Origin of the sequence: Helicobacter acinonychis, assembly GCF_900461455.1 — a bacterium.
Classification (GTDB): domain Bacteria; phylum Campylobacterota; class Campylobacteria; order Campylobacterales; family Helicobacteraceae; genus Helicobacter; species Helicobacter acinonychis.
On record NZ_UGIA01000001.1, the window covers coordinates 1,438,700 to 1,464,811 of the forward strand.

24 protein-coding genes and 3 pseudogenes are annotated in these 26,112 nt (G+C 38.1%); 21 read left to right on the top strand and 6 right to left on the bottom strand.

Annotated features, from left to right (window positions below; all coding sequences use genetic code 11):
- Positions 1-80 precede the first annotated feature (80 nt).
- The 8 genes from DYI00_RS07105 to mrdA are packed head-to-tail and all read left to right on the top strand — an operon-like array spanning position 81 to position 6,575.
- The gene (locus DYI00_RS07105; protein ID WP_104687733.1) at positions 81-1,187 is read left to right on the top strand and encodes a lytic transglycosylase domain-containing protein; all 1,107 of its coding nucleotides are present in this window, start codon (positions 81-83) and stop codon (positions 1,185-1,187) included.
- Positions 1,187-2,134, top strand: a complete 948-nt coding sequence (locus DYI00_RS07110; protein ID WP_011578464.1) for a septal ring lytic transglycosylase RlpA family protein — start codon at positions 1,187-1,189, stop codon at positions 2,132-2,134. Before DYI00_RS07105 ends, DYI00_RS07110 begins: the two co-directional genes overlap by 1 nt.
- Complete coding sequence (locus DYI00_RS07115) at positions 2,131-2,625, top strand: KdsC family phosphatase (RefSeq protein WP_011578463.1); 495 nt, start codon at positions 2,131-2,133, stop codon at positions 2,623-2,625. The genes DYI00_RS07110 and DYI00_RS07115 overlap by 4 nt, the downstream gene beginning before the upstream one ends.
- Complete coding sequence (locus tag DYI00_RS07120) at positions 2,600-3,193, top strand: hypothetical protein (protein WP_011578462.1); 594 nt, start codon at positions 2,600-2,602, stop codon at positions 3,191-3,193. Before DYI00_RS07115 ends, DYI00_RS07120 begins: the two co-directional genes overlap by 26 nt.
- Entirely contained in the window at positions 3,193-3,750 is a 558-nt protein-coding gene (gene lptA, locus DYI00_RS07125; RefSeq protein ID WP_011578461.1) for a lipopolysaccharide transport periplasmic protein LptA, read from the top strand. The genes DYI00_RS07120 and lptA overlap by 1 nt, the downstream gene beginning before the upstream one ends.
- Positions 3,747-4,373 (top strand): ribosome biogenesis GTP-binding protein YihA/YsxC, encoded by a 627-nt coding sequence (gene yihA / locus DYI00_RS07130; RefSeq protein ID WP_011578460.1) that lies wholly within the window; start codon positions 3,747-3,749, stop codon positions 4,371-4,373. Before lptA ends, yihA begins: the two co-directional genes overlap by 4 nt.
- Before the next feature lie 11 nt (positions 4,374-4,384).
- Positions 4,385-4,828 carry a hypothetical protein gene (locus tag DYI00_RS07135; RefSeq protein WP_011578459.1) on the top strand — a complete coding sequence of 148 codons (444 nt, stop codon included), beginning with the start codon at positions 4,385-4,387 and terminating at the stop codon, positions 4,826-4,828.
- Complete coding sequence (gene mrdA, locus DYI00_RS07140) at positions 4,809-6,575, top strand: penicillin-binding protein 2 (RefSeq protein WP_041600242.1); 1,767 nt, start codon at positions 4,809-4,811, stop codon at positions 6,573-6,575. Before DYI00_RS07135 ends, mrdA begins: the two co-directional genes overlap by 20 nt.
- A 111-nt stretch (positions 6,576-6,686) precedes the next feature.
- Here the strand turns inward: mrdA and DYI00_RS07145 are convergent, their stop codons facing one another.
- Both DYI00_RS07145 and DYI00_RS07150 read right to left on the bottom strand, forming a co-directional pair.
- Positions 6,687-7,493, bottom strand: a complete 807-nt coding sequence (locus DYI00_RS07145) for a MetQ/NlpA family ABC transporter substrate-binding protein (protein WP_011578457.1) — start codon at positions 7,491-7,493, stop codon at positions 6,687-6,689.
- Positions 7,494-7,632: 139 nt separating this feature from the next.
- The gene (locus tag DYI00_RS07150; RefSeq protein ID WP_011578456.1) at positions 7,633-8,229 is read right to left on the bottom strand and encodes a peroxiredoxin; all 597 of its coding nucleotides are present in this window, start codon (positions 8,227-8,229) and stop codon (positions 7,633-7,635) included.
- A gap of 234 nt (positions 8,230-8,463) precedes the next feature.
- Between DYI00_RS07150 and DYI00_RS07155 the strand changes: the two genes are divergently transcribed.
- Entirely contained in the window at positions 8,464-9,459 is a 996-nt protein-coding gene (locus DYI00_RS07155; protein WP_011578455.1) for an ABC transporter substrate-binding protein, read from the top strand.
- Positions 9,460-9,483: 24 nt separating this feature from the next.
- On the opposite strand, the gene DYI00_RS07160 is transcribed toward DYI00_RS07155, so the two are convergent.
- Positions 9,484-10,650 (bottom strand): FtsW/RodA/SpoVE family cell cycle protein, encoded by a 1,167-nt coding sequence (locus DYI00_RS07160; RefSeq protein ID WP_041600240.1) that lies wholly within the window; start codon positions 10,648-10,650, stop codon positions 9,484-9,486.
- A 197-nt stretch (positions 10,651-10,847) separates the two neighbouring features.
- On the opposite strand from DYI00_RS07160, the gene flgB reads away from it, so the two are divergent.
- The 4 genes from flgB to DYI00_RS07180 all read left to right on the top strand — a co-directional run bounded on the left by flgB (position 10,848) and on the right by DYI00_RS07180 (position 14,205).
- Positions 10,848-11,270 (top strand): flagellar basal body rod protein FlgB, encoded by a 423-nt coding sequence (gene flgB, locus DYI00_RS07165; protein ID WP_011578453.1) that lies wholly within the window; start codon positions 10,848-10,850, stop codon positions 11,268-11,270.
- 13 nt (positions 11,271-11,283) lie between these two features.
- Positions 11,284-11,769, top strand: a complete 486-nt coding sequence (flgC, locus tag DYI00_RS07170; protein WP_011578452.1) for a flagellar basal body rod protein FlgC — start codon at positions 11,284-11,286, stop codon at positions 11,767-11,769.
- 107 nt (positions 11,770-11,876) lie between these two features.
- Positions 11,877-12,206, top strand: coding sequence for a flagellar hook-basal body complex protein FliE (gene fliE / locus DYI00_RS07175; protein ID WP_011578451.1), 330 nt, complete (start codon positions 11,877-11,879; stop codon positions 12,204-12,206).
- Positions 12,207-12,363: 157 nt separating this feature from the next.
- Positions 12,364-14,205, top strand: a complete 1,842-nt coding sequence (locus tag DYI00_RS07180; RefSeq protein WP_011578450.1) for a peptidoglycan D,D-transpeptidase FtsI family protein — start codon at positions 12,364-12,366, stop codon at positions 14,203-14,205.
- Positions 14,206-14,207: 2 nt separating this feature from the next.
- Here the strand turns inward: DYI00_RS07180 and DYI00_RS08610 are convergent.
- Positions 14,208-14,613 (bottom strand): annotated as a pseudogene (locus tag DYI00_RS08610) (hypothetical protein).
- On the opposite strand from DYI00_RS08610, the gene DYI00_RS08105 reads away from it, so the two are divergent.
- A complete protein-coding gene (locus DYI00_RS08105) occupies positions 14,501-14,749 on the top strand; it encodes a hypothetical protein (RefSeq protein WP_158296025.1) in 249 nt (82 codons plus the stop codon). The pseudogene DYI00_RS08610 and the gene DYI00_RS08105 overlap by 113 nt on opposite strands.
- On the opposite strand, the pseudogene DYI00_RS07190 reads toward DYI00_RS08105, so the two are convergent.
- A pseudogene (locus tag DYI00_RS07190) lies at positions 14,677-15,061 on the bottom strand (hypothetical protein). The gene DYI00_RS08105 and the pseudogene DYI00_RS07190 sit on opposite strands and share 73 nt — an antisense overlap.
- Positions 15,062-15,265: 204 nt before the next feature.
- Positions 15,266-15,505 carry a hypothetical protein gene (locus DYI00_RS07195; protein ID WP_011578448.1) on the bottom strand — a complete coding sequence of 80 codons (240 nt, stop codon included), beginning with the start codon at positions 15,503-15,505 and terminating at the stop codon, positions 15,266-15,268.
- Between the two features lie 69 nt (positions 15,506-15,574).
- On the opposite strand from DYI00_RS07195, the gene sppA reads away from it, so the two are divergent.
- The 7 genes and pseudogenes from sppA to DYI00_RS07230 all read left to right on the top strand — a co-directional run bounded on the left by sppA (position 15,575) and on the right by DYI00_RS07230 (position 26,086).
- Positions 15,575-16,453: a signal peptide peptidase SppA gene (sppA, locus tag DYI00_RS07200; protein WP_011578447.1), complete on the top strand. Its 879-nt coding sequence runs from the start codon at positions 15,575-15,577 to the stop codon at positions 16,451-16,453.
- 1 nt (position 16,454) lies between these two features.
- Entirely contained in the window at positions 16,455-17,336 is an 882-nt protein-coding gene (gene purU, locus DYI00_RS07205) for a formyltetrahydrofolate deformylase (RefSeq protein ID WP_011578446.1), read from the top strand.
- Positions 17,337-19,839: pseudogene (locus DYI00_RS07210) on the top strand (hypothetical protein).
- Between the two features lie 518 nt (positions 19,840-20,357).
- Positions 20,358-20,735: a copper resistance determinant CrdA gene (gene crdA, locus DYI00_RS07215; RefSeq protein ID WP_011578443.1), complete on the top strand. Its 378-nt coding sequence runs from the start codon at positions 20,358-20,360 to the stop codon at positions 20,733-20,735.
- Positions 20,736-20,745: 10 nt separating this feature from the next.
- Positions 20,746-21,984, top strand: coding sequence for a copper resistance outer membrane protein CrdB (crdB, locus tag DYI00_RS07220; RefSeq protein WP_104687728.1), 1,239 nt, complete (start codon positions 20,746-20,748; stop codon positions 21,982-21,984).
- Positions 21,981-22,979 carry an efflux RND transporter periplasmic adaptor subunit gene (locus DYI00_RS07225; RefSeq protein ID WP_011578441.1) on the top strand — a complete coding sequence of 333 codons (999 nt, stop codon included), beginning with the start codon at positions 21,981-21,983 and terminating at the stop codon, positions 22,977-22,979. The genes crdB and DYI00_RS07225 overlap by 4 nt, the downstream gene beginning before the upstream one ends.
- A 2-nt stretch (positions 22,980-22,981) precedes the next feature.
- Positions 22,982-26,086 (top strand): efflux RND transporter permease subunit, encoded by a 3,105-nt coding sequence (locus tag DYI00_RS07230; RefSeq protein WP_011578440.1) that lies wholly within the window; start codon positions 22,982-22,984, stop codon positions 26,084-26,086.
- The last annotated feature ends 26 nt before the right edge of the window (positions 26,087-26,112 follow it).

The window sequence follows — 26,112 nt, forward strand, 5'->3', positions numbered from 1 at the left end:
TATTTAAAAAAGTATTATTCAAGTTTGGTATAATTAGAGCCATTATTAAACTTATCAAATTATTAGGATTTTAAAAAAGAATGAAATATTTTAATACAAAATGGCTGTTTTTTTTAATGACTCATTGGCTTTTATTGGCTTCTTTGAGCCAAGCTAAGATCGCTTTTGAATCTAGTATTGACACCAAAGCGTTAGAAGCTTTTGGGGTTAATGCGAGCTTTTTATCCCAAATGCCAAGCGTTTTAAAAAAAATGAATGAAGAAGAGGAATGGCGGAGGTTGGTCAAAAGGTTTGATGCGAATTACCAATTTATCCCCATCATAAAAAACATGTTAAGAGAAGCGAGCGTCCCACAGGAATTCTTGTTTTTAGCGATGGCAGAGTCTCACTTTTCAACAAGGGCTTATAGCAGGAAAAGAGCAGTGGGGATTTGGCAGTTCATGCCAAGCACGGCGAAAGAATTGCACCTTAAAGTCAATCATTACATTGACGAAAGAAGAGATCCCATTAAAAGCACCAAAGCGGCTATCGTTTATTTAAAACAGTTATACAAGCAAACTGGAGAGTGGTATTTGGTCGCTATGGCGTATAATTACGGCTTACGAAAGGTTCAAAACGCCATTAAAGCCGCCGGCACTTCGGATATTAAGATCTTGCTTGATGAGGATAAAAAATACCTCCCCAAAGAAACGAGGGATTATATCCGCTCCATTTTAAGCCTAGCGTTAAAATTCAACAACCTAGACAATCTCAAAAACAAAGAGTATTTGCTCAATCGTGGGGCGAGGGTGAGTTTGGTTGGCGTTCCGTTTAAAAGGCATATCTCTTTAGTCCAAGTCGCCAAAAGTTTAAACTTGAGTTTAGAGACCCTAAAATCTTACAACCACCAATTCCGCTACAATGTTTTGCCCTCTAAAGATCCCACTTACACCATCTATATCCCTTATGAAAAACTCGCTCTTTTCAAACAACACCAGTTTAAGCAGCATAAAAGTGCTCAAACCAAAAGCCCTTTTATCACCCATGTCGTCTTGCCTAAAGAAACCCTATTTTCTATTGCTAAACGCTACCATGTCAGCATTTCAAGCATCCAATTAGCCAACAATCTTAAAGATTCCAATATCTTTACCCGCCAACGCTTGCTCATCCCTGCCAATAAAAAACTCATCGCTATAAGGGAATTTTAATGGGGTGGGCGTTGAAAAAAATTTGTTTTTTAGGGCTTGTCCTTTTAATTAGTGCTTGCACGACTAAAAACGATGGGGTCAAAAATTTATCTTACAAGCATGAAGGCTTGCGTGCTTATGAAAACGCTAAAGACTATGACCCCGTGACCAAAAAAGCCACCTATAAACGCAATTTTTTTGAACGCCATTTCAAACATCACACCAATGTGCAAGACACTAGTGCAAAAACCCAAAACCTAAATAATGGCATGCGTGATTCTAGTGCGATCCAAAGAGCTACCATGCGCCCTTATCAAGTGGGAGACAAGTGGTATTACCCCACTAAAGTGGATTTAGGCGAAAAATTTGATGGTATTGCGAGCTGGTATGGTCCCAATTTCCATGCCAAAAAGACGAGTAATGGGGAAATTTATAATATGTACGCCCACACCGCTGCGCACAAGACTTTACCCATGAACACCATTGTCAAAGTCATTAATGTTGAAAATAATTTAAGCACCATTGTGCGCATTAACGATAGAGGTCCTTTTGTGAGTGATCGCATCATTGATTTGTCTAATGCGGCCGCTAGGGATATTGATATGGTTAAAAAAGGTACGGCCAGCGTCCGCCTTATTATTTTGGGTTTTAGCGGGGTTATCTCCAAACAATATGAGCAATCGTTTAACGCCAATTCTTCAAAGATTTTGCACAAAGAATTTAGAGTTGGCGAGAGTGAAAAAAGCGTGAGCGGAGGGAAATTTTCCTTACAAATGGGGGCTTTTAGAAACCAAATGGGAGCCAAGACTTTAGTGGATAAATTGCAAATAGAGAGCAGGAATTACAGTGTTAAGGTTGCTTTTAAAGAGGGGTTGTATAAGGTTTTAATCCAAGGGTTTCAAAGCGAAGAAGAGGCTAGAGATTTTATGAAACAATACAATCAAAATGCGGTATTAACGAGAGAATGATTAAATTATTGCTTTTAGATGTGGATGGTACGCTCACGGATGGGTCGTTGTATTTTGATGAAAATTTTCACGAGCTCAAGGCTTTTAATGTCAAAGATGGGCTTGGCATGATGCTGTGGCAAAAATTAGGCAAAAAAATCGCTATTATTACAGGAAGAACTTCAATAATGGTCAAAAAACGCATGGAGAGTTTAGGCGTTCAGCTCGTTTTTATGGGTGTTGAAAATAAAAGTGCAGTTATAGAGCGGCTCAAAAAAGACTTGCAATTGGATGCAAACGAAATCGCATGCGTGGGCGATGACTATAACGATTTGGGCATGTTTAAGGCATGCGCTTTGAGTTTTGCCCCTTTTGATGCGCACCCTATCATTAAAAGCAAGGCTTATAGAGTGTTGCAAAATTTGGGGGGTAGGGGGGCTGTTAGGGAAGCGATTGATTATCTTTTAGAATTAGAAGGCCTACAAGATGAAGCGCTTAAGCTTTACCTCTAATAGCGTTTTAAACTTTTTTATTGTTTTATCTTTCATTACGATAGGGTTAGTTTTTTTCTTTTTACGCTCCCAACCTACTAGCGTGGTTTCTAAAGAAAATATCCCTAAAATTGAATTAGAAAATTTTAAAGCGTTTCAAATCAACGATAAAATCCTTGATCTTTCCATAGAGGGTAAAAAAGCCTTGCAATACGATGATTATGAAATCTTTTTTGATTCTAAAATCAGCCGTTATGATGAAGACATGATTGAAAGCGTTGAGTCTCCTAAAGCCAAACGGCAGCAGGATTTGTATTTCTTCCCTAATGGGGTAACTTACACAAGAAGCGATGATTCTAGTTTTTGGAGTGAAACAGGGATTTATGACCATAAGGAGCAAAATTTTAAAGGCAAGGGTCGTTTCATTCTCACTTCAAAGAATAGTAAAATTGAAGGGCTTGATATTTCTTATTCGCATGCTTTAGCCATTATTGAAGCGCAAAGCATTCAAGCTAACTTATTTTTAGATGAAATCAAGCAAAGCCAAAAAGGAAAGAAAAAATTCCCCGCTTTCAAAGGAGGGTTTTAATGCGTTGGTGGTGTTTTCTTATGTGTTGTCTTGGGATTTTGAGCATGATGAGTGCACAAAAAACAGATAATAAAAGTTTGAAAAAAGAAAAAGAGCTTTTGGAGATTACGGGCAATCAATTTGTAGCGAATGACAAAACAAAAACCGCCGTCATTCAAGGCAATGTGCAGATCAAAAAGGGTAAAGATAGGCTGTTCGCCAATAAAGTGATCGTGTTTTTAAACGATAAACGAAAGCCAGAGCGTTATGAAGCCATAGGGAACACGCGCTTTAATATTTTTACAGAAGATCATCGTGAAATCAGTGGGAGTGCTGATAAGCTCATCTACAATGCATTGAATGGGGAATACAAATTATTGCAAAATGCAGTGGTTAGAGAAGTGGGGAAATCCAATGTCATTACCGGCGATGAAATCATTTTAAATAAAACTAAAGGCTATGCTGATGTGCTAGGGAGTGCGAAACGGCCCGCTAAATTCGTGTTTGACATGGAGGAAATTAACGAAGAAAATCGTAAGGCGAAGCAAAGAAAGAAAAGCACCAAAGAAAAACCATGATTATTATTAAAGACGCCCATTTCATCACTTCTTCAAGTCAACTTTCACAATGCCCTGCGAGCCTGACTTCTGAAATGGTGGTTTTAGGGCGTAGCAATGTGGGCAAAAGCTCATTCATTAACACTTTATTAGGAAAAAATCTGGCTAAAAGCTCATCAACGCCTGGAAAAACCCGTTTAGCGAATTTCTTTTCCACCACTTGGGAAGATAAAAAAAACGCCTTAACGACCACTTTTAGCGTGATTGATTTGCCTGGGTTTGGCTATGCCAAAGTTTCTAAAAGCTTGAAAAAAGAATGGGAGGGGTTTTTATGGGAATTGTTGAGTGTGAGGACTTCAATCAAGCTTTTTATCCATTTAATAGATGCACGCCATTTGAATTTAGAAATTGATAAAAACGCCAAAGAAAATATTCAAACCCTTTTAAGGTCCGATCAAGCTTACCTTTCTCTTTTTACGAAATTTGACAAGTTGAATAAAAACGAGCAACACCGCCTTTTTTTAAACGCCCCTAAACCTTTTTTAATCAACACAACCCACTTTAACGCCCTTTCTTCAAAATACCCAACCCTTGAAATAGTGCGCCAAACCCTTTTAAAATACTTGCTCACTAACCCCCTATAAGCCACAACGCCATGCTCTCTTTAAAACAAGATTCTTTTTTATTCTTATGTTTAGGGGTTTTTGGCTTTTACTTTTATAGCCTTTTAAGGGACTTGATGCCTTTTTTACCCCCCATGCTTGGGTTTTTATTCTTATTTTATATTAAAAAATACGATCATTTATTGTCAAGTTTGAGCGTGTTTGGTTGCTTGTTTTGGTTTGAAAGCATGCATTTAAAGACTTTAGGCGTTTTGGCTTTGCTGTTTTTAATCTACCATCAAATCATTTATAAAAACTCGTTAAAGTTTTTTAATGATGGCTTTTTATTCAAATCTTTGCATGTGTTTTTTATTTATTATCTCTATTTATCGCGCTTTTTTTCGGTATCTTTGAGTTTAGAAACGATAGGTTTTCTCGCTCTTTTTGTGCTCATAGAGGGCGTTTTGTGGGGTCTGTATGAAAAATATTCGTTATAACCTTTTGCTTTTTGGTTTTATGGCGGTTTGGGGGTTACTAGCCTTAAATTTATTCATTTTAAGCGTTAAAAATCAAACATATTATGAAAAACTCGCCGAACGAAACATGACCAAAAAAGAATTTCTAATCCCTACAAGGGGCGATATTATAGACAGAAACCATGAATTTTTAGCCCTTAATGAATTGGTTTTTGGCGTGTTTTTGCCTAGCAGATTGAAGCAAAAAGAGCTTTTGGAAAAAATTGAAATCATCCAAAAATTTTTCCCTAATTTTTCCAAAGAAACGCTTCTAAACAACTACCAAAAAGAAAATTCACTTTATAACCATAACCTCATTAAAGTGGTTGGTTTCATTCCCTATGCCACCATGCAATCCCTTTATACCAAACTCATTCAAACTCAAGGCATTTTTGTGCACCCTTTAGACAAGCGCTACTACCCCAATAATGCTTTAGCTTCTCATGTTTTAGGCTATGTAGGAATGGCAAGTTTGCAAGATTTAAAAGACGATGAAGAGAATCAATACAGCCAAATTGTGGGCAAAACGGGCATTGAAAAAGAATATAACAAACTTTTACAAGGCAAGGTGGGCTATAAAATCATGCAAGTCAATGCTCTCAATCAAGAATTAGCCACTTTAGAAGTCATGCCACCAAGCACCAATAACCACTTGCAATTAAGTTTAGACAAACGCTTGCAAGAAGAAGCGGACAAGCTCTTTGAGAACAAAAGGGGGGCTATTTTGGTGATGAACGCAGAAAATGGGGAATTGCTCGTTGCAGGGAGTTACCCTGAATACAATTTGAATGATTTTGTGGGCGGAATCAGCCAAGACAAATGGCAAAAACTTCAAGATGATATTTATAACCCCTTACTAAACCGCTTCGCTAACGCTTTGTATCCGCCAGGATCTGTGGTTAAAATGGGCGTGGGCTTGAGTTTTTTAGAAAATCTCAATATCACAGAAAACACCACCATACCCACCCCCCCTTTCATTGAAGTGGGTAAGCGCAAATTCAGAGATTGGAAAAAAACAGGGCATGGCAATTCTAATTTGTATAAAGCCATTAGAGAGTCGGTGGATGTGTATTTTTATAGGTTTGGGCTTGAAATCTCCATAGAAAAACTTTCTAAAACTTTAAGGGAAATGGGCTTTGGGGAAAAAACAGGCGTTGATTTGCCGAGCGAATTTGTGGGGATTGTGCCGGATAATTTATGGAAACTCAAGCGCTTCAATCAAGACTGGCATGTTGGGGACACGCTCATTACCGCTATTGGGCAAGGCTCTTTTTTAACCACGCCCTTACAAGTGCTCGCCTACACGGGACTCATTGCCACAGGCAAACTGGCAACGCCTCATTTTGCTATCAATAACAAAACGCCCCTTAAAGATCCCTTGAATAGCTTTCAAAAAAAGAAGCTCCAAGCCTTGCGCGTGGGCATGTATGAAGTGTGTAACCATAAAGACGGCACCGCTTATCATTCTACAAGAGGTTCTAAAGTCACTTTAGCGTGCAAAACCGGCACCGCACAAGTCGTAGAGATCGCTCAAAACATCGTCGATCGTATTAAGGAAAAGGATATGGAATATTTCCATCGATCCCATGCATGGATCACGGCGTTCTTGCCTTATGAAAAACCCAAATACGCTATCACTATTTTAGTAGAGCATGGGGAAGGAGGGTCAAAACTAGGGAGCTTGTTAGTGAAAATGAGCAACAAACTCTATGAGCTTGGCTATCTTTAACATTTCTATCGCTTGAGGTTGCAAGCTTTTTATATAGTCAAATTAAAACGGTGCTTTTTGTTGAGCCCAACAAACACCACCTGCCTTAAAGATGGGTTTTGCTTAATGGTCTTAAAAAGCTGGGATAATTGCTCCCTTATAGGTATCCAAAATAAATTTCCTAGTCTTTTCGCTTTGTAAGGCTTGGATCAACGCTTTTATGGCTTCATCTTGTGCGTTATCCTCACGAGCGGCTACAAGATTAGCGTAAGGCGAGTCCTTATCTTCTGAAAATAACGCACCGGTGAGATTAGCTTGCAAAGCGTAATTCCCATTGATAATAGCCCCATCCACATCCCTTAAAACTTTAGGCAACAAGGCAGCTTCCAAAGGCTTGATTTTAATGTTATAAGGATTTTTGACAATATCAAACTCAGTGGCGTATAAATTGCTTGGGTCTTTGAGAACGATAAGCCTTTGTTTGTGCAATAAAATCAACGCCCTACCTTGATTACTCGGATCATTAGGCACAGCAATCACCGAGTCTTTTTTAAGGTTTTTAATGTCCGTAATTTTTTGAGAATAAAATCTTAAAGGCTCCACATGGACATTGGCTAAACCAATAAGGTGCATTTTTCTATCCAAATTAAACCTATCCAAATAAGGGCGGTGTTGGAAAAAATTTGCGTCTATAGAGCCATCATTGAGCGCTAAATTAGGCAATACATAATCGGTAAAAGGCACGATCACCAAATCAATTCCTTGCTCTTTTAAATCCCCTACTACAGATTGCAAGATTTGAGCATGCGGAACAGGGGTAGCGCCTACTTTAAGCTCACGAGTGATCTCATTTTTTTTCTTGTGGTGTTTGGCGTCTAAGAGGTTAAAAAAACTTAAAATAATAGCCGTTACGCAAGTAATACGCTTGAATATATTCATAAAAACCCTTTATTAAAAAATTAATCAAAAGTTATAAAAAGATAAAACGATACGAAAATTTTGGAAACTAGCAAAGAATAAAAAGAAAAGGATTCAACCAAGAACAATAAAATTCTTCTTGGCTAAAAGAGTTAAGTTATTAAAGCTTAACAGAATTTTCTTTAAGATATTCTGCAACACCTTTATGGGTAGGTTTCATACCTTTATCACCTTTTCTCCAACCTGCTGGGCACACTTCACCATGTTCTTCAAAGTGTAAGAGAGCATCTACCATGCGAAGCATTTCATCGGCATTCCTACCTAATGGTAAGTCATTGATCACGGCATGCCTTACTTTCATGTTTTTGTCAATCAAAAAAGCTCCTCTCAAAGCGATCGCCTCTTCAAACAACACATCATAGTCTCTAGAAATGCTTTTAGTAATATCAGCCACCATAGGGAAAGACACTTGACCAATACCGCCTTTTTCTACAGGGGTGTTTTTCCATGCAAAATGCACTTGCTCGCTATCAATAGACACACCAATGACATTAAAGCCTTTTTCTTGGAAGTCTTTCACTCTTTTGTCAAACGCAATGATTTCTGTAGGGCACACAAAAGTAAAATCTTTTGGCCAAAAGAAAAGGATCGCACCACTCTTACCCAAATTTTTAGAAAGTTCAAAGTGCTCATCAACCTCATTGTTTCCTAAAACAGCGGGTGCTTTAAAATCGGGGGCAAGTTTTGTAACTAACATACTGTAACTCCTTAAGTGTTTAAAAAATTTCGTTAAATCTAAACAGATTTAATTTGACTGTTTTCCACTTCCCTTGCGGAAACATATAGGGAGTATATTCTTAAAAAGTTAATGAAAAAATATTTTTTTTAACATTTTAGGATTTTGTGAAAAATAGTTTCATTTTTACTGCTTTTATTTCCTTTATAGTGTTATAATCATTTCATAAAATCACACTCACACGAAAGGATTGTTATGTTTAGTTTGAAAAAAGCCTTAATTTCTTGTTCTTTAGGTGCGCTTCTTGTTTCATCATTATTGGGCGTGGCTAACGCTAAAGAAATGAAAGTCAAAGATTATTTTGGGGAGCAAACCATACAGCTTCCTATTTCTAAAATCGTTTATTTGGGTAGTTACGCAGAAGTGCCTGCTATGCTGAATATTTGGGATAGGGTTGTAGGTATTTCGGATTACGCTTTTAAATCTGATATCGTTAAAGCCACTCTCAAAGATGAAGATCGCAAACGCATTAAAGTGATGAGTAGCGATCATGTGGCGGCATTGAATGTGGAGCTTTTAAAAAAGATTAGCCCCAATGTGGTCGTAACCTTTGTGGGTAACCCAAAAGCGGTAGAGCATGCGAAACAATTTGGGATTTCAATCCTTTCTTTCCAAGAAAAGAGCATTAAAGAAGCCATGCAATCTATTGAAACGCAAGCCAAAATCTTAGAGATTGACGCTTCTAAAAAATTCGCCAAAATGCAAGAAACTTTGGACTTTATTGCTGAGCGTTTGAAGAATGTCAAAAAGAAAAAGGGCGTGGAATTTTTTGACAAACCCAATAAAGTTAGCGGCCATAAAGCCTTGGATACGGATCTTTTAGAAAAAGGGGGCGTGGATAATCTTGGCTCTAAATATGTCAAGTATGGGCGCGCTGAAATCAATATAGAAAAGATTATTAAAGAAAACCCTGAAATCATTTTCATCTGGTGGATAAGCACGCTTAATGCTGAAGATATTCTAAATAACCCCAAATTCGCTACCATCAAAGCTGTCAAAAACAAGCAAGTTTATAAACTCCCCACAATGGATATTGGTGGGCCAAGAGCCCCACTCATTAGCTTGTTTATCGCTTTAAAAGCCCACCCTGAAGCGTTTAAAGGCGTGGATATTAATGCAATGATCAAAGATTACTATAAAGTGGTTTTTGGTTTGAATGATGCAGAAATTGAACCCTTTTTGTGGCATTAATTTTTAAAAAAGAGCTAATATTTTTTAGCTCTTGGTGTATCGCGCTAGGCTTAAAACCATCCCTATGGCGATACAATTCGCTAAAAGCGAACTCCCTCCATAGCTTAAAAACGGCACCGCAAGACCTTTAACCGGAAAGATTCCGCCCACCCCAAAAGCATTAATCACCAAAGAAAACCCTAAAAGTAGTGCCACGCCCACGCAAAACAACGCGTATTTTGGCTCTTTCAAGCGATTGGCGATCCTAAAAATCAAAACCATCAAAATAGAAAACAAAATAAAACAAATGCATAACCCTAAAAACCCCCATTCTTCAGCGATCCCAGCTAAAACCATATCCGTATGCACTTCGCTTAAAAACCCAAGCTTGATTTGCCCTAGCCCAAGCCCTTGACCCAATAGCCCCCCATTATGCATGGCATTGCCCGCATGAAAGATTTGATAAGATTCGGGCAAATCGCTCATTTTAAGAGCGTTAGCCAATTTATCCGGCAAAAGCGTGAAAAGCGAATTTTGCAAATTGGACCACCATAATTTTAGGCGTAAAATCCTATGAGCGCTCGTAACAATCGCTAAAACGCTAATTGCAAACGCCCCTGAAACAATCAAACCAACCAAATGCGTGCTCCCCCCAGAAAAGACTAACAACACGACTAAAACCGCCCCTAAAAGAACGATCTGCCCCAAATCATTTTGCAAAACCCCCACCCCAAGCGCTAATGCCATAAACACAAACGAATAAGGCACAAAAGTGATGAGCTCTTCTTTAACATTGATCCTTTTTTTGGCTACAAAGGTGCGAGACAAACTCCATGCAAGAAAAAAGGTAAAACCAATCTTTAAAAACTCCAAAGGCGCTAGAGAGAAAAACCCCAAACGGATCCAGCGCTTCGCTCCCCCTGCACTACTAGAAAGGCTTTCAGGCAAAATAGGCATGGCAACGATGAGTAATGGTGGGATAAAAAGGAGCGAAAACCCTAAAGGGCTAAACCATTTTTTAGGATCGACCCTAGACAACCCCCACATGACAACAATCCCCATGATTGCGCTTATAAGCTGGCGTATAAAAAAATGGAATTCCCCATAGTGATACAACACTACTGTGGTGTAAGTTGAGAGCGAATAGCTCATCAATACCCCTAAAAAAATCAATAGCGAAGTGCAAAAAAACAGGCTTTTCTCTGTAGTCATTAGGATTTCCTTATTTTAGGTTTAAATGGGTGTTATCTTAAGGTATTTTAGAGGTATTTTACACTATAATGGGTGCAAATTGGCTTATCGCTAAGGCTTGATTTTAATCAATTGCACTCTTTAGGGGCAATAAGCGAGTTTTGGAATAATTTTTGCATATTCAAGAGTCTAAAGGGTTTAAAAAAAAGGGTTTTTATATGGATTTTTCTAAAGCGTTTGGATTGGTTTATAGAGCACTAGATTATAGGGCTTTAAGGCAAGATATGATCGCTTCTAACATCGCCAATGTGGATACCCCTTTTTACAGACCAAAGGATTTGGATTTTGAAAGCGTTTTAGCGAAGAAAAAAGCAGAAATTTTTGAAAACCAATCTAGTAAGATTTTGCCTTTAGCCCACACTAACCCCAAGCATTTAGACTTTGAAAATAATGCAAATGATGGGGCAAGCCTTTTTTTTAGAGATGGGCATTTGGCTAAAAATGATGGCAACAGCGTGGATTTAGACATTGAAACGAGCGAGATGGGTAAAAATTCTACCATGTATTTGGCCTTGAGTTCAGCCTTAAAAAAGTATCGAGGTATCGTGAATTACGCCATTGACTCTAGTAAGAATTTATAGTTAAGGGAAAAGCATGTTTTTATCTTCTTTTGATATTAGTGGTTATGGCTTGTCTGCTCAACGCTTGAGAGCTAATTTGATTTCTTCTAATATCGCTAACGCTAACACCACGCGCACGAGCGAAGGAGGTCCTTATAGGAGGCAAGAAGCGGTGTTTAAGGCTTTTGATTTCAATGAAGTTTTGAATCAAAAAATCGCTCAAAACAACCAAATTATCCCCTATGAAGACCCCTTAGATGAAGGCGATGATAACCCCTTAATCCCTATCACAAGCGTGGTTGTGGATAAGATTGTGCGCGATGATAGCGAGCCTTTGATGAAATACGACCCAAGCCACCCTGACGCTAACGCACAAGGCTATGTGGCTTACCCCAATGTGAACGCGGTGGTTGAAATGGCGGACTTAGTGGAAGCAACGAGAGCCTATCAGGCTAATGTTGCCGCCTTTCAAAGCGCTAAAAACATGGCACAAAATGCAATCGGCATGTTACAAACATGAATGATTTAGAGCAATTTAGGTAGCATTAGCCAAAGATTAGTAGAATACAAAAATGAATAAAATATTTGATAAAGTTAAATTTTTAAAAAAGAGCTTAAGGAGGTTCTATGCAAGCCATACACAATGATAAAAGCTTATTGAGTCCTTTCTCTGAGCTTAACACAGACAATAGGACTCAAAGAGAAGAATCAGGTAGCACCTTTAAAGAACAAAAAGGTGGGGAGTTTTCTAAACTCTTAAAACAATCCATCAGTGAGCTTAACAACACTCAAGAGCAATCTGATAAAGCTTTAGCAGACATGGCGACAGGGCAAATCAAAGATTTGCACCAAGCAGCTATCGCCATAGGGAAGGCTGAAACGAGCATGAAGCTCATGCTTGAGGTGCGTAACAAAGCTATTAGTGCTTACAAAGAGCTTTTAAGAACGCAGATCTAATCTCTCAAGTAGCGTTTTTTAAAATGATCGCTTGGTCTTTTTCTTTGGAAGAGCGATCTTTTTTTGCTACACCCAATTTTAATGGATCTTGTCATCAAAATTCACACTCCCATGCGTTGTGAAACTCCAACGCCACGCCATTTCTAAGTAAGCACTCATGGATAATAAAGATATTGATTCTCACTTCAACCTAGAGCAATTTTTACAAACCCAAAGATACAAGTGTGCTTCTACTGGTTTAGTTTTTTTATTGCTTTTTTTGTTTTTTTTGATAGTGGCGTTTTTCAAGGCTTTTTCTCCGCGATCCAACATGCCCACTCTGATGGCAAGCAAGCAAGACATTGCTACTAGGGGGGCTATTTATAGTCAAGATAACTACAGCCTAGCCACTTCACAAACCCTTTTCAAACTGGGCTTTGACACGAGGTTTTTAAACCCAAATAAAGAAGATTTTTTCATTGATTTCCTTTCTATTTATAGCAATATCCCTAAAAAATCCTTAAAAGATGCGATCAACACGAAAGGCTACACGATTCTAGCTTATGATCTCACGCCCAACACGGCTGCCAATCTTAAAGACTTGAACAGGAAATTTTTAGCCTTTGGGGTTTTTCAAAATTTCAAAGACGCGCACGATAAAGTATGGCAAAAGCAAGGGTTAAATATTGAAGTGAGTGGCGTTTCTAGGTATTATCCTTATCAAAATAGCTTAGAGCCTATCATTGGCTATGTGCAAAAAAAAGAAGAAGACAAACTCACTCTCACTACCGGTAAAAAAGGCGTTGAAAAATCTCAAAACCACTTGCTTAAAGCCCAACAAAATGGCGTAAGGACAGGCAAAAGAGATGTGGGTTTTAATTTCATTCAAAACCACTCTTACACCGAATTAGAGCGCCTTGATGGCTATGAAGTGTATTTAAGCATTCCTTTAAAGCTTCAAAGAGAAATTGAAACCTTGCTAGACAAAACCAAAGACAAACTCAAGGCTAAAGAAATCCTAGTGGGTATTATCAACCCTAAAAGTGGGGAAATTTTATCTTTAGCTTCAAGCAATCGTTTTGATCCGAATGCGATTAAAGCCAGCGATTATGAAAACTTGAATTTGAGCGTTGCTGAAAAGGTTTTTGAGCCAGGCAGCACCATCAAACCCATTGTTTATTCCTTGCTACTAGATAAAAAATTGATCAACCCCAAAGAGCGCATTGATTTGAATCGTGGTTATCACCAACTAGGAAAATACACCATTAAAGACGATTTTATCCCTAGTAAAAAAGCCCTTGTTGAAGATGTTTTGATCCAATCTAGTAATGTAGGCATGATAAAAATCAGCAAAAATCTCAACCCAGAGGATTTCTATAATGGGCTTTTAGGCTATGGATTTTCTCAAAAAACTGGTATCGACTTATCTTTAGAAGCCACAGGAAAGATCCCTCCTTTGTCCGCTTTCAAGCGCGAAGTGTTAAAAGGCAGCGTCTCTTATGGCTATGGGTTGAATGCGACTTTTTTGCAGCTTTTAAGGGCTTATGCGGTGTTTTCTAATGAAGGTAAATTAACCACCCCCTATTTAGTGCAACGAGAAACCGCCCCTAATGGCGATATTTACATCCCTAGCCCCAAACCAACTTTTCAAGTCATTAGCCCAAAAAGCGCTAGAAAAATGAAAGAAACCTTAATTAAAGTGGTGCGTTATGGCACAGGCAAAAACGCTCAATTTGAAGGGCTATACATAGGGGGTAAAACAGGCACCGCTAGGGTGGCAAAAAACGGGAGTTATAGCACGGAGTCCTACAACAGCTCTTTTTTTGGGTTTGCTGAAGATGAAAAGCAAGCTTTTACCATTGGCGTGGTTATCTTAGGCTCGCATGGCAAGGAAGAATATTATGCCAGCAAGATTGCAGCCCCTATTTTTAAAGAAATCACCGAAATTTTAGTGCGTTACAATTATCTCTCTCCCTCTGTTGCAATTCAAAATGCTTTGGAAAAGAATCGTTTGAAGTAAGGCTAGAATTTAGAGTAAAATGCATGAAAGATTTTATAAAAAATTAAGCCCGCTAAAGATAAAAATAATACCCAATAAATTGCCATGCTTTTGATCGAGAACATAATATATAGGTGATTGAATCTGCGAGAGTCTTTTTTTAACAAATCATTTTTGGGAAGCGCTTCAAACATTCTTTGAGTGGTTGTGGGTCTGTTTTCTACCAGCCATTTATGTTGCTCTCTAAACATTCTTTCAAATCTAAGATAATACGCATCTGAGAACCAAAAGATACCCATAAGAAAGACTTTCTATCGTGGATGAAGGGTTTATGGTATTAAGAGACAAAACACCCGTTGCAAGAACGAGAGTCCATTTTTTGCATTCCAAAGAGTTTTGCGCCATTCTGTTGGTAATGCCTTGCAAAATTTTAAGCTCTTCTACAAGGATTTTTTCTCTGCCTATGGGGGTGTTTTCCGTGTTGTTTGATATTTATCTATCAAAGCTCAAAGTCCAAGCGCCTTTGCCGGTTTGTATTTCTGCTTCTTTAATATCACACCCTTGAGAAAAGCTCTCTATTTTTCTCCAAACTTAAGGGTTTGAGATTCCATCGTCACACCTTTTTGCTCTAATCGAGAAATTTTATTTTCCATGTTTGCTAACCTTTCTTTTTCGTCAAATTCTTTATAAACGCTTGCCATATCTTTAAAACCCTGTATAGAAATTGGAGCAATTTGACTTAAACACCCATTTGAACTGCCTCTGTTACTAGAACAAAATTGACAGCACAATTCCCCCTATTAAGCTTTACACCTTGAATAGTAATGCTATCTGCTTTAGAGCTGATCTGAAACTCTCCCTTGTTATTCACGCTCATTTCAACCGGCGATTCACCGCCGCCACCATTCCCACAGCCGACTAAATACAAAGCTAAACAGATCGCACCCAATAATTTTTTTGATAAGTTTTCATTTTGTATCCTTTATTATAGATTAAAAGCAATAAAATCTTTTGACTATACTAGACTTTAGGTTTAGCTTAAGAGTGCCTAAATTTTGGGGTTGTAGGGGGCGTTTGGAGGTTAAAAAATCTCTTCGCATGCCTTTTTATCTTTATTGAGTAAGCATGCTTTTTGCAGCTCAATGAAGCGTTTTTTCCTTTCTTCTTCGGTGCTAGGCTTTTCAACAGAATGTGAAGTCTTTGAAGTGGGGGTGAATTTGGGCATATACCCTAGCTTATTGGCCAAATAAAAACCCAAAGCCGCCACTAAAATAAAAATCCAATCCGTTTTTCTTATCTTAGGACAAAATTTACACGCCATGATTTAATCCTTAAAACATTTGAAGTATAATACACTCTTATAGTCAAATTTTAAGTTTAGGAAAATTGCATGTGGAGTTTCATTCAAAAAATCTTTAAGGCTTTAGTGATCATGCCTTTAGATTTTATTACGAAATATTTCAAGTCGTTTGTGTTATTGTTGATTGTGTTAGTCTTTTTTAGTGCTAAAGAAAGTGCCCCAAGCACTCCGCCTAATCTCGCCAAACTCTATTTGAATGGGGCGATTTTTAGCACGGAATATTTTAACAAAGAAGTGGATAAGATTTTAAAAACCCCTAGCATTAAGGGCGTTTTGCTTTTGATTGACTCCCCTGGTGGGGCTGTGTCAGCGAGCGTGGAATTGAGCGAAAAAATTGCTGATTTGAAGCAAAAAATACCTGTTCTAGCGTATGCTAGGGGGGTTATGGCGAGCGGGAGTTATTATGCGGGCATGCAAGCGAGTGAAGTTTATGCCTCTAAAGCGAGCTTGATTGGCTCTATTGGGGTGATTTTTTCAGGTGCGAATGTGGAAAACTTGCTCAATAAAGTCGGTGTAGCCACTCAAGGCGTGCATGCAGGCGAATATAAAGAAATAGGCACTTTCACTAGGGCGTGGAAACCTAACGAAAAGGATTTTTTACAAAATTTAGTCAATGAGCAATACCAAATGTTTGTGAATGATGTCGCTAAAGCGAGAAACTTAAACCCCAAGGATTATAAAAATTTTGCTGAAGGGAAAGTTTTTAGCGCTCAAAAGGCTTTAAGTTTAAAGCTTATTGATAAGATTAGCACGATCAAACAAGCCCAAAATCGTTTAATGGAATTGAGTAAGGTCAAAAAAGCTTATTGGCTAGAAAAAAGCCCTATGGAGCGTTTTATTGAAAAAGCCACGCAATCAGCGACAAATATCATCACGCAAGCGCTTGGGTATCAATTATTGATGAGGTAAGATGTTAGAATTCATTTTAAAATTCCAAGCCAAAGACGCTAAAGGCCTGGTGAGTGCGATTAGCACCACCATCGCTAACAAGGGCTATAATATTGTCAAAAACGATGAATTTGTTGATCCTTTAAAACAACGCTTTTTCATGCGCTTAAAAATCCAAAAAGAAATTAAGCCCTTGAACACTGAAATTAAAGAACAAGAAGAGTGGGTCTTAAAAACCGCTCTTTTTAAAGCTTTAGAAAATTTTAAAGCGCTGTTGATTGAAGTCATTTTAATGCGCAAAAAAAACATTGTTTTACTCGCCACTAAAGAGAGCCATTGTTTAGGGGATCTGCTTTTAAGGGTGTATGGGGGGGAATTAAACGCTCAAATTTTAGGCGTTATCGCCAATTACGAGATTTTACGCCCTTTAGTGGAAAAATTTGATATCCCTTATTTTTATGCACCTTGCGCTAACCAAATTTTGCATGAAAAAGAAGTTTTAGCGATCATCAAAAATTTGGAATCAGAGCATCAAACAAGCATAGACTTGCTCGTTTTAGCCAAATACATGCGCATTTTAAGCCATGATTTTACAAAGCGTTATGAAAACCAGATCCTAAATATCCATCATAGTTTTTTACCCGCATTCATTGGGGCTAACCCTTACCAGCAAGCCTTTGAAAGAGGCGTGAAAGTCATTGGGGCTACGGCACATTTTGTGAATGAAAGCCTTGATGCAGGGCCTATTATTTTACAAGACACTTTACCCATCAACCACAATTACAGCGTGGAAAAAATGCGTTTGGTGGGTAAGGATATAGAAAAACTGGTTTTGGCTAGGGCGTTAAAACTGGTTTTAGAAGACAGAGTCTTTGTGCATGAAAACAAAACGGTGGTGTTTTGAATGCTTTTAGATCTCATCAACCTCAATGAAGAAACCCTAAAAGAAAGGATCAAAACCGAATTCTTTAAGGATAAGAAATTCCTTTATAGTGGGGATAAGATAGATTTCATGTTAAGCTATAAGCACACTAACACCATCTTACCTGTTTTATGGGGCGAAGCCAAAAGGGGCGATTTTGACGATTTAGACAAAGCCTTCACGCAACTCTTTTTAACCATAGGCAAGTATAAGCTCAATACCCAATACACCCCACCTTACTTGTGCACTTTTAGTGCTATTAGAATGGAATTTATCGCCTTTGATAACGCGATCACAAGCTTTCTTTACAGAAGCGATATAGACTTTTCTATCACCCCAAGCAACCACAACACAGAGGGCTTTAAACATGCTTTAGATGCGTTTAAAGCCATGTGTAAACCCAATAAATTTGTTTTTGACTTTAAAACCCAAAGCGAAGAATGCAAAGAATTTATCAAAAACATTTTAAACTCCAGCCATTTAAATAAAATCCAAATTGATAAAAACAATTTTGTTACGATCTATCAAAAGTGGCTTTATGCTGTCAAACACACCATTAACATGCCCAATTGGGAATTAGCCAAAGCCAAGGGCATTTTAGATGCAGACTATTATTTAGCGGACTTGCTTAGCGATGGCGATAAAACCATTATTGAGAAATTGCAAACGATTTTAAGCTCTAGCCATTATGAATTGAAAAGGGGCTTGAATGATTTAGGCGTAATGGATTTGATGAGGGTTGATTTCACAGACGGCCAGCAAGCCCACAAAGAATTTTGGAGCGTTTATGAAAGGCCTCCTAAATTAGAGTTTCAAACTTTTATTTTAGAGCGGCGCGATTTATTGGTGCCAAGCGATGTGAGAGAAAGGAAGGGGGCATTTTTCACCCCTAAAATTTGGGTAGAAAAAAGCCAAGAATGCTTAGCTATGAGTTTGGGGCAAGATTATCAAGACGATTATATCATTTGGGATTGCACTGGGGGGACTGGGAATTTGCTTAGGGGTTTATTGAATAAAGCGAATTTGTATCTATCCACTTTGGATAGTAATGATGTAGCGATTGTCAAAGAATTAGCCGCCACCAACCAACTAAACCTGCTGGAAAACCATGTTTTCCAATTTGATTTTTTAAACGATGATTTTTTGAGCGCTAAAGTGCCAAAAAGTTTGCAAGAAATCTTAAAAGATAAAGAGAAACGAAAAAAGCTCATTATTTATATCAACCCACCTTATGCAGAAGCTTCTACAACAGCCACAAGAAGTGGCACAGGAAGCAATAAGCCTAAAGTTGCTGTAACAACTTTTTTCACAAAGAATAAAAGTGAATTAGGCAGTGCAGGTCGTGAGCTTTTCGCCCAATTTTTCATGCGCATTTTTCATGCGCATTTACAAAGAGTTGAACGGCTCTGTCATGGCGAGTTTTTCAACGCTCAAATACCTTAACTCCAGCAATTTTAAAAAATTCAGAGAAGCCTTTAAGGCAAAGTTTTTAAAAGGGTTTATGGTGCCTGCGGATAGCTTTGATAACGTGAAGGGGCAATTCCCTATTGGCTTTTTAGTGTGGGATACTGCCAAAGCTCCCCTCAAACCAACCAGTGCAATTAATTTAGAAGCGTTTGACTCGTTTGGTGGATTTTTAGGGTATAAATATTATTTTGCAGATGATGAAAATCTTAAGCCCATTATCCATTTTTTACGCCCATTTTATGATAAGAAAAATGAACCTATAGCTTTTTTACGCATGATAGGGGCAGACTTTCAAAATAGCACAGGATGTTTTCTTACCCTAACGCTCACACCAAATGATGTGGATAGGGTATTATTTACTCCCATCACTACACAAAATGTTATCCCTATTTTTTTGTATTTAACTATCCGCCATGTGTTCGAACACACATGGCAGAATGACAGAGATCAATTTTACGCCCCTTATGATAATGCATGGCAAAATGACAGCGAGTTTAAAAACAATTGTTTGGCGTTCATGCTTTTTCATTCGCAAAATAAAATCAGTCTTAATGCTAGTAAAACCCATGCCAAAATAGTGGAAATTAACCATTTTATCCCCTTTAGCGAAAAAGAAGTTGATCCTAAGGAAAGATACACCAGCCACGCTTTATTGGACTTTTTAAAAGGCAAGAAAAATGAGGAGGGCGAAACCCTCTTTTTGAGCACTAAAAAAGAAAACAAACCTCTAGAATTTAGCCCGAGCGCTTTAAAGGTGTTTGATGCCGGAAGAGAGATCTATCGCTACTACCACGCCCAAGATTTCACTAACACCCCTTATAACGCTAATGCAAGCCTTTATGATATTAAAGAATTTTTTCAAGGTCGTAACGCGCAAGGCAAATTAAACTTACCCGCTAAAGCTAAAGATGAGTGTTACAAACAGCTTTACGCTCATTTGCAAGACGCTTTAAAAGATTTAGCCAAAGAAATACAGCCTAAAGTCTATGAATATGGGTTTTTAAGGGAGTCATTTTAAGCTAAACGGCTAACGCCCCAAAAAGTCAAAGACAAACCCACTTGAAAAGGAAACCCCTAAGCTTGAAAGCTTAAGGGAACTTTGGCCAGTAAATCCCTTTTTTATAAAAAAGACTGCTTTAAACCCCTTAAAAGAGATTTTAATGTATAATGCTAGCCAAGAGTTTTTATCATGTTTGACTCGCATGATAAACCCTTCTTAAATTGGAGTTTGCCCCATAAAGCTACTTATGGGGCGTGATGAAATCCTGCAACAAACCCCCTTAAATCCACCCCCAGATTAAACACGCATCATAAGATCAATTCAGACCCCCCAATTTGCACCCCTATAATGACGCGTCCCAAAATAACAGTGGGTTTAAATAACGCTCTGATTTTCATGTTTTTCCTTCTCAAAACCGCAAACCACTCAAGGGATCAACCATTTTTATTCTAATTTCCACAATTTTTACACAAAAGAGGGTTATTATACACTCGCAACAAGGATTTTCTTGTTATCTTATTTTAAAGGTCAAAACGATGAAAAAATTAGGCGCTTTATTGTTAACAGGCGTGTTGGGGGTTATGAGTTTAAACGCATGGGAGCAAACCCTAAAAGCCAATGATTTGGAAGTGAAAATCAAATCCGTGGGTAACCCCATTAAAGGCGATAACACTTTTATTCTTAGCCCTACCCTAAAAGGTAAAGCTTTAGAAAAAGCTATCGTTAGGGTGCAGTTTATGATGCCTGAAATGCCTAGCATGCCAGCGATGAAAGAAATGGTGCAAACGAGCGAAAAAAACGGCATTTATGAAGCTAAAACCAATCTTTCTATGAATGGGACATGGCAGGTGAGAGTGGATATTAAATCCAAAGAGGGCAAAGTTTATCGCGCTAAAACAAGCTTGGATTTATAAGGGCATGCACTTGCTATCTTTTATGGGCGTATTCTATAAAGGGGGCGTGTTTACACGCCTTTTAAGAGCTTTTTTATTGCTTGTTGGTTTGGGTTTTGCTAAAGACTTAGAGATCCAATCTTTTGCAGCTAAATACCTTTCTAAAAATCAAAAAATACAAGCTTTGCAAGAGCAAATTGACGCCTTAAATTCTCAAGCTAAAGTTACTAGCAAATGGGATAACCCTATTTTGTATTTAGGCTATAACAACGCTAATGTGAGCGACTTTTTCAGGCTGGATAGCACCTTAATGCAAAACATGAGCTTGGGTTTGTCTCAAAAAGTGGATTTAAATGGTAAAAGACTCACGCAATCTAAAATGATTGACTTAGAAAAACAAAAAAAAATATTAGAGCTTAAAAAAACCAAGCAACAATTAGTGATTAATTTAATGATAAGCGGCATTGAAAATTATAAAAATCAAAAAGAAATAGAGCTTTTAAACACAGCGATCCATAATTTAGAAAACACTCTTTATACAGCCAACCATTCTAGTTCGCCCAATTTAATAGCGATCGCCAAACTAGAAATTTTAAAATCGCAATTAGAAATCAAAAAAAACAATTTAGAAGAAGCCTTGTCTGGCAGCCATTATTCCATGGGTGAATTGACTTTTAAAGAAAACGAGCTTTTGAGCATTGCCCCTAAAAATGTTGAATTCAACAATGAGCAAGAGCTCCATCAAATTAGCGCCACCAATTACGATATTGCAATCGCTAGACTTGATGAAGAAAAATCGCAAAAAGACATCACTCTAGCTAAAAAAAGCTTTTTAGAAGATGTGAATGTTACTGGAGTGTATTATTTCCGCTCCAAACAATACTATAACTATGACATGTTTAGCATCGCTTTGTCTATCCCCTTACCTCTTTATGGCAAGCAAGCCAAATTAGTGGAGCAAAAGAAAAAAGAAAGTTTAGTGTTTAAAAGCGAAGTGGAAAACACCAAAAACAAAACGCACCACCTGGCCCTAAAACTCCTTAAAAAGTTAGAAACCTTACAAAAAAACCTAGAAGCCCTTGATAAAATTGTAGGGCAAAATGAAAAAATCGCGCAAATTTATGCACTTGATTTGAAATCTAGCGGCGATTACAACGCTTATTACAACGCCTTTAACGACAAAATCAACATTCAAATCACCCAGCTTGAAACCTTAAGCGCTCTAAATAGCGCTTATTTGTCCTTACAAAACCTTAAAGGATTAGAATGAAACGGCTTTTATTCTTAGGATTGGCTCTTATCTTTAGCCCCTTATGCACTAACGCTCAAGAAATAAAAGAAGTGAAAAGCCAAACCCATTTTAATTTTTCTACCATTAAGGTCATAGAAAAAGAATTCGCCCAAAGCCGACGCTATTACGCGCTTTTACAACCTAATGAAGCGCTCATTTTTTCTCAAACCCTGCGTTTTGATGGCTATGTAGAAAAGCTTTATGCGAATAAAACTTATACTCCCATTAAAAAGGGCGATAGACTATTGAGCGTGTATTCCCCTGAATTAGTGAGCGTCCAAAGCGAGTTACTATCATCATTGAAATTCAACCAACAAGTGGGAGCGATCAAAGAAAAATTAAAACTATTAGGGTTAGAAAGCTCTAGCATTGAAAAGATCATCAGCGTTCATAAAGTCCAAAACACCATGGATATTTATTCTCGTTTCAACGGCGTTATTTTTAAAAAAAGCCCAGATTTAAATGAAGGGAGCTTTATTAAAAAAGGGCAAGAGCTTTTTCAAATCATAGATTTAAGCCAATTGTGGGCGGTGGCTAAAGTCAATCAAGAAGATTTAGAGTTTTTAAAAAACACGCATAAAGCGATCTTGTTTGTAGAGGGGATTAAAGAAAAGCAAGAAATCACGCTTGAAAATATCAACCCTATCATAAACCCCCAAGATAAAATGCTAGAAGCGCGCTTCAATGTGCCTAATCTTAAACGGCTTTATTACCCTAACATGTTCGCTCAAGTAGAAATCTTTCAAAAACCCAAAAAAATGAAGATCTTGCCTAAAGAAGCGGTTTTGATTAAGGGGGGGAAAGCTATCGTGTTTAAAAAAGATGATTTTGGCTTAAGCCCCCTAGAGATTAAAGCCACTCGCTTAAGCGATGGGAGTTATGCAATTTTAGAGGGTTTAGAGGTGGGTGAAGAAGTCGCTAATAACGCTTTATTCGTGCTAGATGCTGACGCTCAAAACAATGGGGATTATTAAAGATGGTAGAAAAAATCATTGATTTAAGCGTTAAAAACAAACTCCTTACCACTTTAATCACTCTACTCATTTTCTTAGCCTCTTTGTGGGCGATAAAAAGCATCCGTTTGGACGCTTTGCCGGATTTAAGCCCCGTGCAAGTGGTCGTGCAAATCACTTACCCCAATCAAAGCCCTAAAATCGTGCAAGAGCAGGTTACTTACCCGCTAGTCTCTACTTTTATGAGCATCGCTGATATTGACACGGTCAGGGGGATTTCTAGCTATGAAAGCGGTTTGATTTACATCATTTTTAAAGACGGCGTCAATCTGTATTGGGCTAGAGATAGGGTTTTAGAGCAATTAAACAGAGTGAATAATCTCCCTAAAGACGCTAAAGTGGAAATAGGGAGCGATTCCACTTCTATTGGTTGGGCGTATCAATACGCTCTATCTAGCGACAGCGAGAATTTAAGCGATTTGAAGGTCTTGCAAGATTTTTATTACCGCTATGCGCTTTTAGGGGTTGATGGGGTGAGTGAGGTTGCGAGCGTGGGGGGCTTTGTGAAGGATTATGAAATCACGCTTAACAACGATTCTCTAATCCGCTATAACCTGAGTTTAGAGCAAATCGCTAATGCGATTAAAAATTCCAATAACGATACCGGTGGGGGCATTATTTTAGAAAATGGGTTTGAAAAAATTGTTCGTTCGCATGGGTATATCCAATCTTTGAAAGATTTAGAAGAAATTGTCCTTAAAAAAGAAGGGGCTATTCCTTTAAAAATGAAAGATATAGCTAGCGTGAGACTGGTGCCAAAACCACGCAGAGGAGCCGCTAACCTCAATGGCAATAAGGAAGTGGTGGGGGGCATTGTGATGGTGCGCTATCACGCTGACACCTATAAAGTCCTCAAAGCCATTAAAGAAAAAATCGCTACCTTACAAGCGAGTAACCCTGATGTGAAAATCACAAGCGTGTATGACAGGAGCGAATTGATTGAAAAAGGCATTGACAATTTGATCCACACGCTCATAGAAGAAAGCGCGATCGTTTTAGTTATTATTGCGATTTTCTTGTTGCATTTTAGAAGTGCATTAGTCGTTATTATCACTCTTCCTTTAAGCGTGTGTATTAGTTTCTTGCTTATGCGTTATTTCAATATTGAAGCGAGTATCATGAGTTTAGGGGGCATTGCGATCGCTATAGGGGCGATGGTGGATGCGGCGATTGTGATGGTAGAGAACGCTCACAAGCATTTGCAACATATTGACATGAAAGACAATACTCAAAGGGTTAATGGCATTATGCAAGGGGTTAAGCATGTGGGAGGGGCGATATTTTTTGCTTTAATGATTATTGTGGTTTCTTTCTTGCCTATTTTTGCACTCACTGGTCAAGAAGAAAAGCTTTTTGCCCCTTTAGCTTACACGAAAACCTTTGCCATGCTTGTAGGGGCGATACTCTCTATCACCATAGTCCCTATTTTAATGGTATGGCTCATTAAGGGGCGGATCTTAGAAGAGTCTAAAAACCCCATTAACGCCTTTTTCATTAAAATTTATGGTGCGAGTTTGAAGGTTGTGCTTAAGTTTAGATACGCTTTTTTAATAGCGAGCGTTGTGGGTTTAGGGAGCTTGTATGTATCGTATAAAAAACTTAACTGGGAATTTATCCCCAAAATCAATGAAGGGGTAATAATGTATATGCCTGTAACACTTAATGGCGTGGGTATTGATACAGCTTTAGAATATTTGAAAAAAAGTAATACCGCTATCAAGCAATTAGATTTTGTCAAACAAGTTTTTGGTAAAGTGGGGCACGCTAACACAAGCACCGATGCTGCCGGTTTAGGAATGTTAGAAACCTACATTGAATTAAAGCCACAAAATGAATGGAAAGAAAAGCTTAGTTATAAAGAAGTTAGAGACAAATTAGAAAAAACTTTACGATTAAAAGGCTTGACCAATTCATGGACTTACCCCATTCGTGGGAGAACGGACATGCTTTTAACGGGTATCAGGACGCCCTTAGGCATCAAGCTCTATGGCAATGATACGGATAAATTGCAGGAATTATCGATCTTTATGGAGCAACAGCTCAAAACCCTAAAAGAGAGTTTGTCCGTTTTTGCAGAGCGTTCCAACAATGGCTACTATATCACGCTGGATTTGAATGATGAAAATCTGGCTCGTTATGGTATCAACAAAAACACCGTTCTAGATGCGATTAAATTCGCTCTAGGCGGAGCCACGCTCACTACCATGATTAAGGGTGTAGAAAGCTATCCTATCTCTTTGCGATTAGAAGATACAGAAAGAAACACTATTGAAAAATTAAAAAACCTCTATATCAAAACCGCTTACAATTACATGCCCTTAAGAGAATTAGCCCATGTGTATTACGACAACTCGCCGGCGGTGTTAAAAAGCGAAAAGGGTTTGAATGTGAATTTTATTTATATTGTGCCACAAAATGGTATAAGCTCTGATACTTACAGACAACTAGCCACAAAAGCGTTAGAAAAAATCAAATTGCCTAGCGGATATTATTATGAATTTAGCGGCGAAAGCCAGTATTTAGAAGAGGCGTTTAAAACCTTACAATACATCGTGCCGGTGAGCGTTTTTATCATTTTTATTTTAATTGTCTTTGCTTTAAAGGATTTCACTAATTCCTTGCTATGCTTTTTCACTTTGCCTTTTGCGTTCTTGGGAGGGTTGATCTTTATGAATCTCATGGGCTTTAACATGAGCGTGGCAACGTTAGTGGGCTTTTTAGCCCTTTTAGGGGTAGCGAGTGAAACGGCTATTGTGATGATTATCTATTTAGAAGATGCGTTTCAAAAATTCATTAAAACCCCCTTAAAAGAGCAAAATAATGCCACCTTAAAAGAAGCTATCATGCATGGGGCGGTGCTTAGGGTAAGACCTAAACTTATGACCTTTTTTAGCATTTTAGCTTCACTCATTCCTATCATGTATAGCCATGGCACAGGTAGTGAAATCATGAAATCCATTGCTGCGCCCATGCTAGGGGGTATGATAAGCAGCGTTGTTTTAACGCTTTTTATTATCCCTACGGCGTATTTTGTGATTAAGAACGCTAGGATTAAGCATGCTTTCTAGCATTTTGCTAACACTTTGTGAAAGCA